Genomic DNA, 14,099 nt, shown 5'->3' on the forward strand with positions numbered 1-14,099 from the left:
CCTGGCTACTGAACAGCGGTTTTTGATGTATAGTTTCCCGCTACCATAAAGGCCGCTGTTCAGATAACAACAAGTAGAGAGTTTCCGGTTTAACGCGGAAGGAATGGTGTTATGGATAAGCAAGTAATGGCTATTTTAGAATTATTACTCAGTGAATATGAATACATCACGTATAGTTATATTTCGGACAGATTGGATATCAGTGTCCGGACGGTTGCCCGGCATATCAAGAGTCTGGAAGGGTATTTTCATAATCACCGTATCCAAGTTGACACCAGACGCGGCGAGGGAATCCGGTTAATTCTCCCTGACGAAGAACGAACGAAGCTGAAAAAACTGGTCAATAAGAATGACAGCAGCGGGTTACCGGCTGTTGAGCGTAAAATCGTCCTGATTTGTGAACTGCTAGGCCTGCAGGAACCGGCAAAATCGTATTATTTTTCATCGGCTTTAAAAATATCACTCGGTACGGTTGGCCGGGACCTGGAGGAAATAGAGCCATGGTTTTCCCAGCAAGGGCTGGTTCTTGTACGCTGTCGTGGCAACGGTCTCTTTGTGACAGGCGCTGAGAAAGCTTTTCGGGATGCCATCGTTAATTTGCTGATCAGCCATATTGATACGAGGAATATTCATTACAGCTATATTGAGTTTATGGGTCCTGACTTCTTTAAAAAGGAGCTATCGCGCTATACCAAAATCAAGCTGGCCGGATTGATGGATGGCCACCTGCTCGAAAATATCAAGAAAATAGTAGATAACTATGATAAGAATATCAAAGAAACACTTGTGGATGAATCATACTTTAAGCTGATTTTGCTATTAGGCCTGATGGTCCAAAGACAGGAGAAAGAACTTGTCCTGGACCGGGAAAACGTACAGGCGGTCAAAAGTTTTACCCAATACGATTATATCATAAAACTGCTGCGGGTTATTGAAAAATATTACAATCTGACTCTGCAGGACTGCGACGTATACAACATTTTGATTCATTTTGTGGCGGCGCGCCGGCGACAGGGCCTGGCCTTAGAACAGTCGCAGGCTGACAGCCAACTGGCGGAGCTTGCTTACAAGATCATCAATAATATTCAGCAGGAATTGCAGGTCAAACTTGACTATGACAAAGATTTGTTGAAACGGCTGCTTGACCATCTAAAGCTGTTAATGATCCGGGCCAGTATGGAAGTGAAGGTGACAAACAATTTTCTGGAACCGATTAAGACCGATTACCGACACATTTTTGAGGTAGTAAAAAAACATATTGCTTTTTTGGAAGAGGTTATCGGTAAGCCGGTCAGCGACGAGGAAGTGGGCTATATTACCATTCATTTTGCCGCATCGCTGGTTGCCCTGGAAAACAATGCAAAATCAATCCGGGCTATCGTGATCTGCATGAGCGGCATTGGCACTTCCAAAATACTGGTGGAAAAAATCAAACAGGAAGTTAAGCCGGTGAATATTGTGGCGACCATATCCAGTCATGCGATCAATGAAATTGAACTGTCGGAACAGGGGATTGATTTAATTATTTCTTCCGTGAAGATCGAAACCTTTATCCTTCCCGTAGTCGTGGTCAATCCACTGCTCAGGGAGGAAGACAAGCTGCGGTTGAACCGGAAAATCAATGAAATTGAAGAACGGAAAAACATTGTTTCCATTACGAAAAGAGTTACCGATAAGGCAGTTCAAACCAAGCAGCCCGAGACTGGTGGCAAGGATACGGGATATTATCTGGCGCTCATTCATCGACTGCTGGAGAATTTTTACTATCAGTACCGGCTTGTTGTGAAAACAAAACAAGAATTGATTGGCCACATCGCGAGGACCATTGTTGATACCGAGGTCCTGCAGGCAACAATTTTAAGAAATCTGCTTAAGAGAGAGGAATACGGCAGTACGGTCATTGATGAGAAAGGCCTGGTTTTATTGCACTGCCGGGCCGGTGATTGCCTGCGGGTGGGGATTGCCAGACTGGCTGTTCCGGTCGACGATTTGACTAACGATCCGCCGGCGAAAATCCGCACCGCCTTTATTGTTGTTCTGCCACAGGAAGATGATGACCGGATCGTAGAAATGGTCAGCCAGATCAGTAAAGCCTTAATCGTTGATAAAACATTCTTATATGAGGTTTGTGACGGGAATAAGGAAATAGCGGTAGAAAGCATCAGTCGCATTCTGTTTAACTTTATATCATAAGTCTGGGGGAAATGGATATGGAACAAACTATTTTATTGCCGGAAAATATTGCAATCAACCTGGCAACCACATCAAAGGAAGCAGCGATTATAGCGGCAGGGAACATGCTGGTAGATAGGGGTTATGTGCGCAAATCCTATATACAGGGCATGCTGGAACGGGAAACAGTTTGTAATACGTATATCGGCAATGGCGTTGCCATTCCTCACGGAACTCATGGAGCTAAACAGGAAATTCTCCGGTCCGGGATTGTTGTGCTGCAGTATAAAGAAGGAATTGACTATAACGGAGATAAGGCCTATTTAGTCATCGGCATAGCCGGTGCCGGCGACGATCATCTGGCGATTCTGTCCCGAATCGCCCTAACTATTCAAGATATGGCTACGGTCAACCGTTTGGTACAGACCGAGCAGGCTGCTGAAATATATGAAACTTTATTAAAACTTAATGAAGTCTGAGAAAGTGAGGAAAGCATGTGGGAAAGGCAGAAATGATAAAGCAAGAATTGGTAGAAATTTCTCCTTCGCTGATTTGTACGGACCTGTGCAATGTGGCTGAGGAAGTACAGCAATTGGAAGCGCTCGGCATTCGTTCGCTGCATGTCGATTTAATTGACGGCCACTTCAGTCCCAGCATGCCGTTGGGGCTGGCTACAGTGGCACAATTGCGTAAACGGTGCCGAATGGATTTTGATGTACATGTTATGGCTACCGATAATGAGTTTTTTATTAGGGAATTGCTGGCTATCGGAGTGCAAAGTATTACGTTCCATTATGAGGCGGCTTTTCATGTGGAACGGCTGCTGCAACTGATTAAGGCAGCCGGCTGCCAGGCAGGAATTGCCCTGAATCCGGCGACTCCTTTGTCGGTGCTGGATTATGTGCTTGAACACTGTGATTATGTATTGCTGATGTTGATTAGTCCGGGCTATGCCGGAAACCAGGGGGAGGCCATGGTGCCCTATGCTCTGCGAAAGATTGAGGAATGCCGGCAATATATCCGGCGCAGCGGCCGGGCGACGCGAATTATGGTGGATGGGCGGGTTTCCCTGGAGGCTATTCCGGCGGTGGTTGCTGCCGGGGCCGACTGCCTGGTGGCCGGAAGCACCAGCCTATTCAGCCGGGAACGGACTCGGGCTGAAAACTACCGTCAAATGAAGGACAAAATTGCCCAGGGTCTGGCGGCGAGGAATTTTTCGTGAAAGGATGGGTGACTATGAGTTACCGGGAGACGTATCAAACGATTCTGGAAGAATGCGAAACGGCACTGGGAAAAGTGAAGGAAGACGATGTGAAGCAATTTATTGAGCTGCTGCTAGAGGCAGAGAAGGTCTTTTTCATTGGTGTCGGCAGAGTGAAGCTGGCGGTGGAAGCCTTTGCCAAACGGCTGGCTCATTTGGGCATTGCTACTTATATTGTCGGTCAGATTACTGAACCGGCGATGACCGATAAGGATATGCTGGTAGTGGCATCAGGCAGCGGCGAATCGCTGGTTCCGGTAGCTATTGCCCGTAAGGCAAAACAAATCGGTGGCAAAGTCGTTCACCTGGGATCTAATCCACAAAGTTCATTGGCACCGATTACCGATTTGATGGTGAGAATTCCCGTCCAGACCAAGCTGTATTTAGCCGATGAAATCCAGTCCCAGCAGCCCATGTCGAGTTTGTTTGAACAAACGCTGCTGCTTTTGGGCGATACCATTGCCAAAATGATTGTGGAAAAAGAACAAATTGAGCTTAAAAGTCTGTGGCAGTTTCATGCCAATTTAGAATAGCGGCAGGGAGATGGATACTTTGATGAAGGCGGTGCATTTCGGCGCAGGCAATATTGGGCGTGGTTTTATCGGCAGCCTGCTGCACCATTCGGGCTATGCGGTTACTTTTGTCGATGTTAACAAAACGTTGGTGCAGGCCTTGCGTGAGAAGAAAAGCTATGAAGTGGTATTCATTGATGAACAGGACGGCAGGGAAGTCATTTCCGGTGTTTCGGCTCTTGATGCCGGTGAGGAACAGGCAGTTATTGAGGCCATTGTCAAGGCTGATTTGATTACCACGGCAGTATTTGTGACCATGCTGGACCATATTGCCGGTGCCATTGTCAAGGGCTTGCGGGAAAGAATAAAGAAAAATCAAAAGCCCTTGCATATTATGGCCTGTGAAAACGCGATTAACGCCAGTTCGGTTTTAAAAGCGGCGGTTTACCGGCAGCTTACACCGGCAGAACAACAGGCGGTTGAAGGAGTAATCGGCTTTCCTAATGTAGCCATTGACCGGCAGGCGATAAACAGGCAACAAGGAGAGATAACGACAGCCTATGTGGAACGGTTTTATGAAATGACCGTTAATGAAAGTCAGTTGATTGACGGTATAAAACCGCTGCAGAATGTCAGCTATGTGCGGGATCTGGAACCATATATTGAAAGAAAGCTGTTTTTAGTCAATGCCGCCCATGCCATAACAGCGTATATGGGTTATTTATACCAGTGTGCAACCATCCAACAGGCGTTGGAGCAGCCGGAAATTCTAACCGTTGTAAACCGGGCGTTGGCGGAGACCGCTTGCCTGTTACAGGTGAAACACGGATTTTCCCCGGTAGAGTTACAAACGTATATTCAAACGTTACTGCGGCGGTTTGCCAATCCTTTATTATCTGACCAGATAGCAAGAGTGGCCCGCTCACCCCTTCGTAAGCTGGGAATGAATGAGCGCCTTGTTGGTCCGGCCAGGCAACTGCTAGCCAGAAATCTGCCGGCCGAGTATGTAAGTATGGGGATTGCGGCTGCTTTGCTGTATGATGCGGAGCAGGATGAGGAAGCGGAACAATTGCAAATCTATTTGAGGGACAACGGTCTGGAGCAAACTTTGCTACACTACAGCGGTTTGGACAAGGAAGAGCCCCTGCTGAATTTGATTAAAGCAAAACTGGATGAGTTACGGAAATTAACGGGAAGGACTGGCAGGATATAAGCTGGTATGGCTGGCCGGGGAAAAGGGGTTTTACGGCGGCAATTAAGGGTTTTTCTAATATTTCACGCAAATCGCTTTATTGACAAAAAATAAAAAATTCTGTAAACTGTAGATGGTTGCAAATGTAAAAATAGAATAGCGGTTCGTGATTCGATATAAAAATACATAGTTACAATTGCATAAATAAACAGGATGGATAACTAGAGAATCCCCTTGTGTTCGTGGCAACGAGTACAAGGGGGTTTTATCTATATAAATAAGGCTGTTATACATGCAAAGATGGGGGCTGCAGGCAAACGACGGGGAGGAAGTGAGAGTGCGGTAACCGGACAGAGGCGAAGCCGGGCGACAGAAGTCTTTTCAGCCATCGCATGCAGAGGCATGTATAAAGTATACCAGGAGTAGAGGAGAGGTTGCATTGCAGACGAAATTGATCGGCTGTTTTGTTACGGTTTTAATTGTTACGGGAGTGTTGGCTGCTGTTATAGCGCAACAAGCGAGCTTTTTTTGGTCTGTTGGTGTAGTCATTTGCCTGGCAACCGTGGCAGGTGTCATCTTGTCCCGGCTTTCGCCTGAAGAAGCCAGGGAAGTTCCTGTAGCGTCAGAGCGCAAAGAAGCTGTTGTGCCCCAGGACGAAACGATTGATATGTATGGAATTGCGGAATCATTGTCTTTTATTTCCCAACAATTGGCCTGGGTTGTCGGCCAAAGCAGCACAGCCTTAAAAAAGATGACGAACATGTCCCATGACATTGCCCGGGAAAGTGAAACGACCGCCAGCAGTGCCGAGGAAACTTCGGCGGGGGTAGAGGAAATCGCCGCCAATTCGGCTGTAGTTGCCAATGCTTCCCAAGCGGCGCTGGAGCAATGTCAAGAGTCCTGTAGCTTGACGGTGCATAATCAGCGGGAAATTGTCAAATCCAGCAATAGTATGCTGGAGGTGGCAGAGGTGGTGCAGGACTCGGTAGTGGCGATGGATGAATTAATTGCAGCGTCACAAAAAATCGGTGAATTTGTCGGCAAAATCCAGGGCATTGCCAGCCAGACCAATTTATTGGCCTTGAATGCGGCTATTGAAGCGGCTAGAGCCGGTGAAGCCGGGCGTGGCTTTGCGGTGGTTGCCGAAGAGGTACGGAAATTATCCGGGGAAAGTGAAGCGGTAAGCCGGGAAATTGAGGAAACGGTAAAAGATATTACCGCCAAGACGCAGGCTGCCACAGCCAGTATGCAAAGCGGCAAGACAAAAATTGAAGGAATCGGGCAGATGGCCAAAGCTTCGGCCGAAGGGATGCAGGTGGTCGTGGGACGGGTTCAGCAGATTGAGGAAACGGTAGCCAAGCTGTGCCAGCTTTCTACAGATCAGCAAAGAACCACCGGTCAAATGGCCACTGCTGTGGAAAGCATCGGCTCGGCCACCGTGGAAATCGCCGGCGGCACGCAGGAGGCGCTGCAGAGCATTGCCCAGCAGGAAAAAAGCATGGAAGAAATTCTGTCCCATGCCAAGCAGATGACGGCTACGGTGGATAAAATTCAGGAAGTGGCTGTTCACTTTAAAAAGGCAAATGAATTGGTGTTCGGGTTTAATCCTTTTACTAACCCTCAGAATATTAAGGAAAACTATACGCCGCTGTTGGAAGCGGTGGGGCGGAAACTGGGCCTCCAGGTTCGTGTCATTATCGTTTCCGACTACGATTCGCTGGGGCGGTCTTTATTGCATAATACCATCGATTTAGGCTGGTTTTCTCCCTTTGCCTATGTTTCGGCCAAATCGAAAGGCAATGTGACCCCCTTGGTTACCACGGTAGTCAATAACAATGCATCCTATGTCGGATACATTGTTGCCCGCAAGGACAGTGATATTCAGTCGCTGGAACACCTGCGCAATAAACGGTTTGCCTTTGTGGACAAGCAATCGGCTTCCGGTTATATTTATCCCCGGGCGATGCTGCTACAGGCTGGTAAGGATCCGGAACACTTCTTTAGTGAATCGGTGTTCCTTGGCAGCCACAACCGGGTTATCGAGGCCGTCCTGGACGGAACGGTTGATGCCGGCGGGACCTATTCGGAAGCGGTCGATGCCGCGAAACTTGCCGGCCGGCCGGTGGACAATCTGCGCATTCTCACCAAGACGGAACCTATCCCCAAGGACGCCATTGCAGCACGTCCGGGCCTGGAGCCGGAAATTATACGGCAGATACAGCAAGCCCTGATGGCGATGACGGCACAAGGCGAAATGGGAGCAATTATGAAACGCAGCGGGCTGACTGGATTTATTGAAGCGAAAGACGAGTACTATGATGTGATCAGAAAGGTCGCCAATAGCAGCCGGTAAACAACGGAAAATAGCGAATGCGCAAAGGACAATCTTTTTTAGATTGTCCTTTGTGGTTTTTTGAAGGATTTGCCGGGAGGGCGTAAGAAGCACATGAATAGGTGCGGGCCCGGTGGTTATAATAGTATAAATTGAGAAAAAAGCGGATTTTTGCAAGGAGGATAACATATGACGGCAAATTTAATTCCGTTTTATTATACCATCGGTTTCACGGTGATTCTGGTAGCCCTGGTTCCCCGTCGGGATATTCGCCGTCTGGCTATTTACGGCATGATCTTTGGCGGCCTGGCCGATATTTTGGTAGTTAGCTTTGCCAATTATATTGGTGAGTTCCGGTACATTAATTATGAACCTTTTGGCTTGTTCGGCATACACTTTATGGCCCCGATTGCCTGGACGGTTTTTTTTATGCTGTATTTTTATTTTCTGCCGTCAGAGACTGTATACCGTTATGTTTATACGGTTATGGGCATGTTGTATAGCATGATGTTCTGCCAGACCATTACCAAACTGGGAATCCTGTCGCTGGCCAACGGTCTGATTGATTCGATTGCTCCCTTTGTTCCCTGGTATTTGGTGGCAACCTGGGGCTATATTAAGCTAACCGAAGAGGAGGAGCGACAGCCACGACGCAGCGGGACGTTTGCCGTATTGCAGCCGGCGGCTAAGCCGCTGCCGCCGGAGAGTGAGAAACTGCCGGATGGATCAAAATCTTGATCTATCCGGTTTTTTGTTAGTTTTAAGAATAAAGAAAGGGTTTTGTGTTTTTTAAATGAACAAAGAATAGAAATATATTGAAAAAACAGTATGAAGAAGGCTGAATTTTCTAAAATAAGCTGCGGAAAATAATGACAGGAAATCGGTGTTGTGTTAATATAAATAACTGGAGTTACTTTTTTGAACGAATGGGGAGATTGCCATGAAAAGGGAAAGTGCTTTGCAGGAAGAACTGCATCGCGGTCTGGAGGAGCGGCATATTCAGTTGATCGCGCTGGGCGGAGCCATCGGTGTTGGCTTATTTCTAGGCTCAGGGGCCGCCATCAAGACGGCCGGACCGTCTTTGATGCTAGTGTACGTGCTGGCGGGACTTATTATGTTTTATATTATGCGGGCTTTAGGCGAAGTAGCTGTTGCTTATCCGGTCTCCGGTTCGTTCAGCGCCCATGCCCATATTTTTTTAGGACCGGTGTATGGCTATATTACCGGCTGGACTTACTGGTTTATGTGGGTGGTTACCTGTATGGCTGAAATTACCGCCGTCGGAGTGTATGTGACTTACTGGCTGCCGGAAGTACCGCAGTGGATTCCGGCGCTGTTGGCGCTTGTGGCAATGACCGGTGTAAATATCATCAGCGTCCGTGCTTTTGGAGAGTTTGAGTTCTGGTTTGCGCTGATCAAGATAGTTACCATCCTGGCGATGATTGTCATTGGAGCGGGTATGATTCTATTTGGCCTGGGCAATGGCGGTGTGGCGATCGGCATATCCAATCTCTGGGTTAATCAGGGTTTTTTCCCTCATGGGGTGGAAGGGATGGCGATGGCCTGTGTAATGGTCATGTTTTCCTATCTGGGTATTGAACTGGTCGGCGTAACAGCCGGCGAAGCGAAAAATCCGGAAAAGTCGTTGCCTGCCGCCATTGATAAGGTGTTTTGGCGTATCCTGATTTTTTATGTTGGTGCGCTGTTTGTCATCATGTCGCTGTATCCCTGGAACCAAATCGGCACGATGGGCAGTCCCTTTGTGCTTACCTTTAATAAGCTTGGCATCCGGGCGGCTGCCGGTATCATTAATTTCGTGGTCCTTACGGCTGCACTTTCCTCTTGCAACAGCGGACTGTTCAGTACCGGCCGGATGCTGTATAATCTGGCTTTGCAGGACAAAGCGCCTGCCGCTTTCCGTCAGTTGAGCAACGACCAGGTACCGGTACGGGGGATTCTGGTTTCGGCCGTTTTTTTGCTGATTGGCGTGGTGCTTAATTATTTGATCCCGGCTCATGTATTCACCTATGTTACCAGTGTGGCCACCTTTGGAGCACTTTGGATCTGGGGGGTAATCCTGCTGGTTCAGAAAAAATACCGGCAGACATTGACTGACGAACAGGTCGGGCAGATTAAGTACCCAATGCCGCACACGCCATTTTCCACCTGGGCCGGGCTGGTATTCTTGCTTTTTGTCGTCTTTGTCATGTTTATGGATACCGACACCCGTGTCGCCCTGTATATTGCTCCAGTCTGGTTCGGACTGGTTGTTGCATCGTACTATGGTCTGGGGATGAATAAAAAGGACGATCTGGCGGAGCTGAAGTAGCAGGAAGTCTTGACACCCTTTGTCTAGCCATAGGAATTTCGGCGGCAGGTGGCATTACCAGATTTTTACGACAGACGTTACAGTTGACATAAGTAATATGGTAGTCTATGATTATTATTGAATTATAATAATGGTAGTGTAAAATATCTATGAGACTACTGAAAAGGAGATTTTTTACTTATGAAAAAAATGCTAGGTATTCTGTGCGGGCTGATGCTTGCTACTACTGCGGTTTGCAGCGCCAGTCCCATGCCGAGTTATTCTTTGGGCCATGTATCGCTTGATCTGAATATGGGTTCCCCGGATTTGTCCAGCGACAATGGAAAAGTGGACGGTAAACAAAATGTCGGTTACGCGCTTACCGTTGGGGTTGGTTTTGGCTACGCCGGTCAGTATACATACAATGATTTTAAAACCGATAACCCGTTGCATGGCAGCAGCGACATCAAAGCGCAGCAGCTCTTACTGGTCAATAACATGATTGACACCATTGCCAACGTATCTTTATTTGGCGGTGTGACGCAGACCCAGGCGGACGGAGGCTCCAAACGTAATGGGGTTGTTGTAGGAGTAGCCGGCAGCCTGCCGATTGCGCCTAAGACTAAAGCTTACGGTGTTCTAAGCACCGGCACCCGTGTTTCCGGTTATGAATTGGGACTTAGCTACAGCATGACGGATAATGCAAAACTGAACCTGGGTTACCGTGATACCAAATATAAGGGAGTCATCTTTAACGACGACACGAAGAGCGACGTTACGGCCAAAGGTCTGGTCGGCGGCGTGACGCTTTCCTTATAAGCTAGGGAACCGCTGATTTAATGAGCCTGCCTGGCTGCGCGGTGTGAATAAATCAGTGGTTCCCTAAATACCCGGAGTGGAAAGCAGGGCTGCCCTGGCAGTGACAATGCAGGGCAGCCCGTTGTTTGTCCAAAAATAAATGATAAAATTCGCAGCCTGCTTGAATTTTTAAGCAGGATTTTTTTCATTGCATCTATAATGTATGTAGTACGACAATTACATGAGGGGGTATTATTATGACATTCAAAGTTTGGAATGACAACTTTAGTGTAAATAATCCCACTATGGATGCCGATCACCAGAAGATGACGGAGCTGATTGGCCATCTACATGAGCTAGTGACTTTGCAGCAGAACCAGAGTCTGATCAGCCTGTTGCTAAATGAGCTTGTCCAGCATGCCGAGAGTCATTTTTGTCGTGAGGAACAGTTTTTGCGGGAAATAGATAGCAGTGATCTGGAGATACAGTCCATACAACACGAACTGTATCTGGAAAAGGTCAGGGAATGCAGAGCCTACATTGAGAGAGGCGAGTATAGCAAGGCCAGACAAATAGTTCCGTTTCTTAATAATTGGTTCCTGTATCATGTGGAAACAGTCGATATGAAATATAAACAATAAGAGATTCGTATTGAGGGCTCAACTGCTTGATAACAGTGGGCCCTTCTGTTGTAAGTGAAATGAGGTGCTCCGCGGGCCGAAAAGTAGAATTTTATTTGATGTTTATGGATAAACGACAGTGGGTACGATGTAATAAGGAATAATAAATAGGGGTTTTGGTATGTTTGCAGAAGAACGACAAAATAAAATTATGGAATTACTGAGGCGAAAAACCAGGGTTACTGTAGACGAATTAGTGACAGCTTTTTCGGTGACCGGTACGACGATACGAACCGATTTGAAGGAGTTGGAAGCTCTCGGGTATATAAACCGCACCCATGGAGGAGCCATCATCCGGGATGCAGCCGTTCATTCCGAAGACTCGATCCAGGAGAGAAAAGATAAAAACTTAGTACAAAAGATGCAGATTGCCCGCAAGGCCAGGGAGTTTATTGAAGAAGGCGATGTTATTATCATTGACTCCGGTACGACGACATTTGAATTAGCCAAGGAGTTAAGCACCGCTTCGAATATTACGGTCATAACCAATGATCTGAAAATCGGTATGGAATTGCAGCGGAATAAAGAACTGTCCTTGATCCTGATCGGCGGTAAGGTACGGAATAGCTTTGAGTGCACAGTGGGGATGACGGGGATTCGTCTTTTGGATATGCTAACCGTTGATAAGCTGTTTATGTCGGCCAATGCTCTCTCGGTTACCAAGGGAGCTACAACGCCTAATTTGGAGCAGGCGGAAATGAAAAGTAAAATGATTGAAATTGCCAAGACGGTGTATTTGCTGTGTGACAGTTCGAAAGTGGGACAAAGGACATTGTGCTCGTTTGGCAAAGCCGACACTTTTGACTTTATCATTACGGATCAGGGCATTTCGGATGAGGTGAAGACAAGCCTTAGTGAGGCCGGGGGAAATATTATTATCAGTGAATAATTTCATAGGAAGAAAACGAGCTGTTACCGCGCCAGGTAATGGCTTTTTTTGTTGGCGACTTGGCTTTTCGTTAAATATGAGCATAGAAAGATAAAACGACTAATAATTTACAAAACTATTTTTATTTTCTTTTTAATTCTTGCAAAATGAAAAACTAGCTGTTATAATAAAAGCAAATAAAACAAAATGAAAATATATGAAAGTTTAATAACCAATACAGGAGGTTGTATGTATGAAAATGTCAATTGAGCAATTAGCAGGTATGGTGGATCACACAAATTTAAAAGCCTTCGCTGATGAAGACATGTTCAAAAAGCTATGCGATGAAGCGCGACAATACAATTTTAAAATGGTTGCCATCAATCCGGCGCAGGTTGAGCGCTGCAAAAGGCTGCTTGCCGGTTCACCGGTGCATGTCGGGGCGGCGGTTGGATTCCCGCTGGGGCAGACTACGCTGGAATGTAAACTGTTTGAAACTCAGGATGCTATTGCCAAAGGCGCAGATGAAATCGATTATGTCATTAATATTGGTGAGTTGAAGAATAAGAACTATGAATATATCGAAAAGGAAATGCAGGGCATTGTAAGCTTGTGCCGTGAAAAGAACGTAATATCCAAAGTGATTTTTGAAAACTGTTATTTGAACGAAGATGAAAAACTGTTTCTGGCCAAAACCGCTTTGACGGTCCGGCCGGACTTTATTAAAACGTCCACCGGTTTTGGTACGGGCGGGGCCACTGTAGCCGATGTGGCGCTTATGAAACATACTGTCGGCGCTGCGGTGAAAGTAAAGGCGGCAGGCGGTATCCGCGATCTGGCCACTGCACTGCAAATGGTAGAAGCCGGGGCGGAGCGTTTGGGGACCAGCGCCGGAGTGGAGATTATAGAAGCCTATATGAAGGCTCACAACGAATAAAAGGACGGGTTGATGATGCAAAAGGTCAATGTGTGTTTAATTGGTTCCGGCCGGGCCGGCATGATTCATGCCCATAATTATAGTAAGAGCGTACCGCGAGGCGCTATCGTTGCCGTATGCGATCCGGTAGCGGCAACAGCACAGGCTGCTGCCGCAGAACTGGGTATTAGCAAATGGTATCAGGATTACCGGGAGGTCTTGCTGGACCGGGAAGTGGATGCGGTACTTATCGCCTGCCCCACCAAATATCATCGGGAAATTGCCGTAGCGGCAGCTGGCGCTAAAAAACATATTTTTTGTGAGAAACCGATGGCGATGAACGTCGCGGAGTGTGATGAAATGATTGCCGCTGCCGACCAAAACGGGGTAAAGCTGCAAATCGGCTTTATGCGAAGGTTTGACGAGAGCTTTCGGGAAGCGAAGAAAATGATCGAAGAGGGGGAGATTGGGGAGATCGTTTTGGTTAAGTCTCAAACCAGGGGACCGAGCAAACCGAAGGAATGGATGTTTGACATTGCCAAGAGCAATGGTCCTTTGGCCGAGGTAAACAGCCATGATATCGATACCTTGCGCTGGTTGACCGGCAGTGAGGTAAAGCGGGTGTTTGCCATTGGCGGCAATTTCCGGAATAAGGAGGTGGCTAATACCTATCCGGATTTTTATGACAACGTGATTATGAATATGGAATTTGAGAATGGAATGCAAGGGTGCATCGATGGCGCCATGTACGTGCAGTACGGCTACGATGCCAGAGTGGAGATTCTAGGCACAGACGGTGTGATTTGCATAGGGGACATGCACGAGAAAAAATTGCTTACCTGTACACGGCATCAGGCTATGAAGCGTCCTACCATGCATAGCTGGACCTATTTGTTTAAAGATGCCTATATTGCCGAAGATATCAGTTTTGTTAATGCCATTCTGGATAACACTCCGGTTGCGGTAAGCGGCTTTGATGGGAAAATGGCGGTATATGTGGTGAAGGCGGGCAATCAATCCATTGTAGAAAAGAAAATTATAGAATTAATAAAATAGAGGA

13 protein-coding genes are annotated in these 14,099 nt (G+C 47.1%); all 13 read left to right on the plus strand.

All coding sequences use genetic code 11. The features are described 5' to 3' along the window. The first annotated feature begins 111 nt into the window (after positions 1–111). The 13 genes from BMW43_RS11850 (at position 112) to BMW43_RS11910 (ending at position 14,095) form a co-directional block, all read left to right on the plus strand. Positions 112–2,193 carry a BglG family transcription antiterminator gene (locus tag BMW43_RS11850; RefSeq protein ID WP_091747588.1) on the plus strand — a complete coding sequence of 694 codons (2,082 nt, stop codon included), beginning with the start codon at positions 112–114 and terminating at the stop codon, positions 2,191–2,193. A gap of 17 nt (positions 2,194–2,210) precedes the next feature. Further along, positions 2,211–2,651: a PTS mannitol transporter subunit IIA gene (locus BMW43_RS11855; RefSeq protein WP_091747591.1), complete on the plus strand. Its 441-nt coding sequence runs from the start codon at positions 2,211–2,213 to the stop codon at positions 2,649–2,651. A 17-nt stretch (positions 2,652–2,668) separates the two neighbouring features. Next, positions 2,669–3,394: a ribulose-phosphate 3-epimerase gene (locus BMW43_RS11860; RefSeq protein WP_245732409.1), complete on the plus strand. Its 726-nt coding sequence runs from the start codon at positions 2,669–2,671 to the stop codon at positions 3,392–3,394. Further along, positions 3,391–3,966, plus strand: coding sequence for a 6-phospho-3-hexuloisomerase (gene hxlB / locus BMW43_RS11865; protein WP_245732411.1), 576 nt, complete (start codon positions 3,391–3,393; stop codon positions 3,964–3,966). The genes BMW43_RS11860 and hxlB overlap by 4 nt, the downstream gene beginning before the upstream one ends. Positions 3,967–3,988: 22 nt before the next feature. Then, positions 3,989–5,158 carry a mannitol-1-phosphate 5-dehydrogenase gene (locus BMW43_RS11870; RefSeq protein ID WP_245732420.1) on the plus strand — a complete coding sequence of 390 codons (1,170 nt, stop codon included), beginning with the start codon at positions 3,989–3,991 and terminating at the stop codon, positions 5,156–5,158. 418 nt (positions 5,159–5,576) lie between these two features. Then, positions 5,577–7,490: a phosphate/phosphite/phosphonate ABC transporter substrate-binding protein gene (gene phnD, locus BMW43_RS11875; RefSeq protein ID WP_143050615.1), complete on the plus strand. Its 1,914-nt coding sequence runs from the start codon at positions 5,577–5,579 to the stop codon at positions 7,488–7,490. Positions 7,491–7,658: 168 nt separating this feature from the next. After that, positions 7,659–8,207, plus strand: coding sequence for a hypothetical protein (locus BMW43_RS11880; protein WP_177173576.1), 549 nt, complete (start codon positions 7,659–7,661; stop codon positions 8,205–8,207). Positions 8,208–8,409: 202 nt separating this feature from the next. Continuing rightward, positions 8,410–9,798 carry an amino acid permease gene (locus BMW43_RS11885; RefSeq protein ID WP_091747600.1) on the plus strand — a complete coding sequence of 463 codons (1,389 nt, stop codon included), beginning with the start codon at positions 8,410–8,412 and terminating at the stop codon, positions 9,796–9,798. A gap of 180 nt (positions 9,799–9,978) precedes the next feature. Beyond that, the gene (locus tag BMW43_RS11890; RefSeq protein ID WP_091747603.1) at positions 9,979–10,596 is read left to right on the plus strand and encodes an outer membrane beta-barrel protein; all 618 of its coding nucleotides are present in this window, start codon (positions 9,979–9,981) and stop codon (positions 10,594–10,596) included. Between the two features lie 236 nt (positions 10,597–10,832). Further along, positions 10,833–11,216, plus strand: a complete 384-nt coding sequence (locus BMW43_RS11895) for a bacteriohemerythrin (protein ID WP_091747605.1) — start codon at positions 10,833–10,835, stop codon at positions 11,214–11,216. Between the two features lie 160 nt (positions 11,217–11,376). Next, positions 11,377–12,144 (plus strand): DeoR/GlpR family DNA-binding transcription regulator, encoded by a 768-nt coding sequence (locus BMW43_RS11900; protein ID WP_091747608.1) that lies wholly within the window; start codon positions 11,377–11,379, stop codon positions 12,142–12,144. Between the two features lie 232 nt (positions 12,145–12,376). Next, positions 12,377–13,060, plus strand: a complete 684-nt coding sequence (gene deoC, locus BMW43_RS11905; RefSeq protein ID WP_245732413.1) for a deoxyribose-phosphate aldolase — start codon at positions 12,377–12,379, stop codon at positions 13,058–13,060. A gap of 12 nt (positions 13,061–13,072) precedes the next feature. After that, positions 13,073–14,095 (plus strand): Gfo/Idh/MocA family oxidoreductase, encoded by a 1,023-nt coding sequence (locus tag BMW43_RS11910; RefSeq protein WP_218140669.1) that lies wholly within the window; start codon positions 13,073–13,075, stop codon positions 14,093–14,095. Positions 14,096–14,099: the final 4 nt, after the last annotated feature.

Source organism: Propionispora vibrioides (assembly GCF_900110485.1).
Lineage (GTDB): Bacteria > Bacillota > Negativicutes > Propionisporales > Propionisporaceae > Propionispora > Propionispora vibrioides.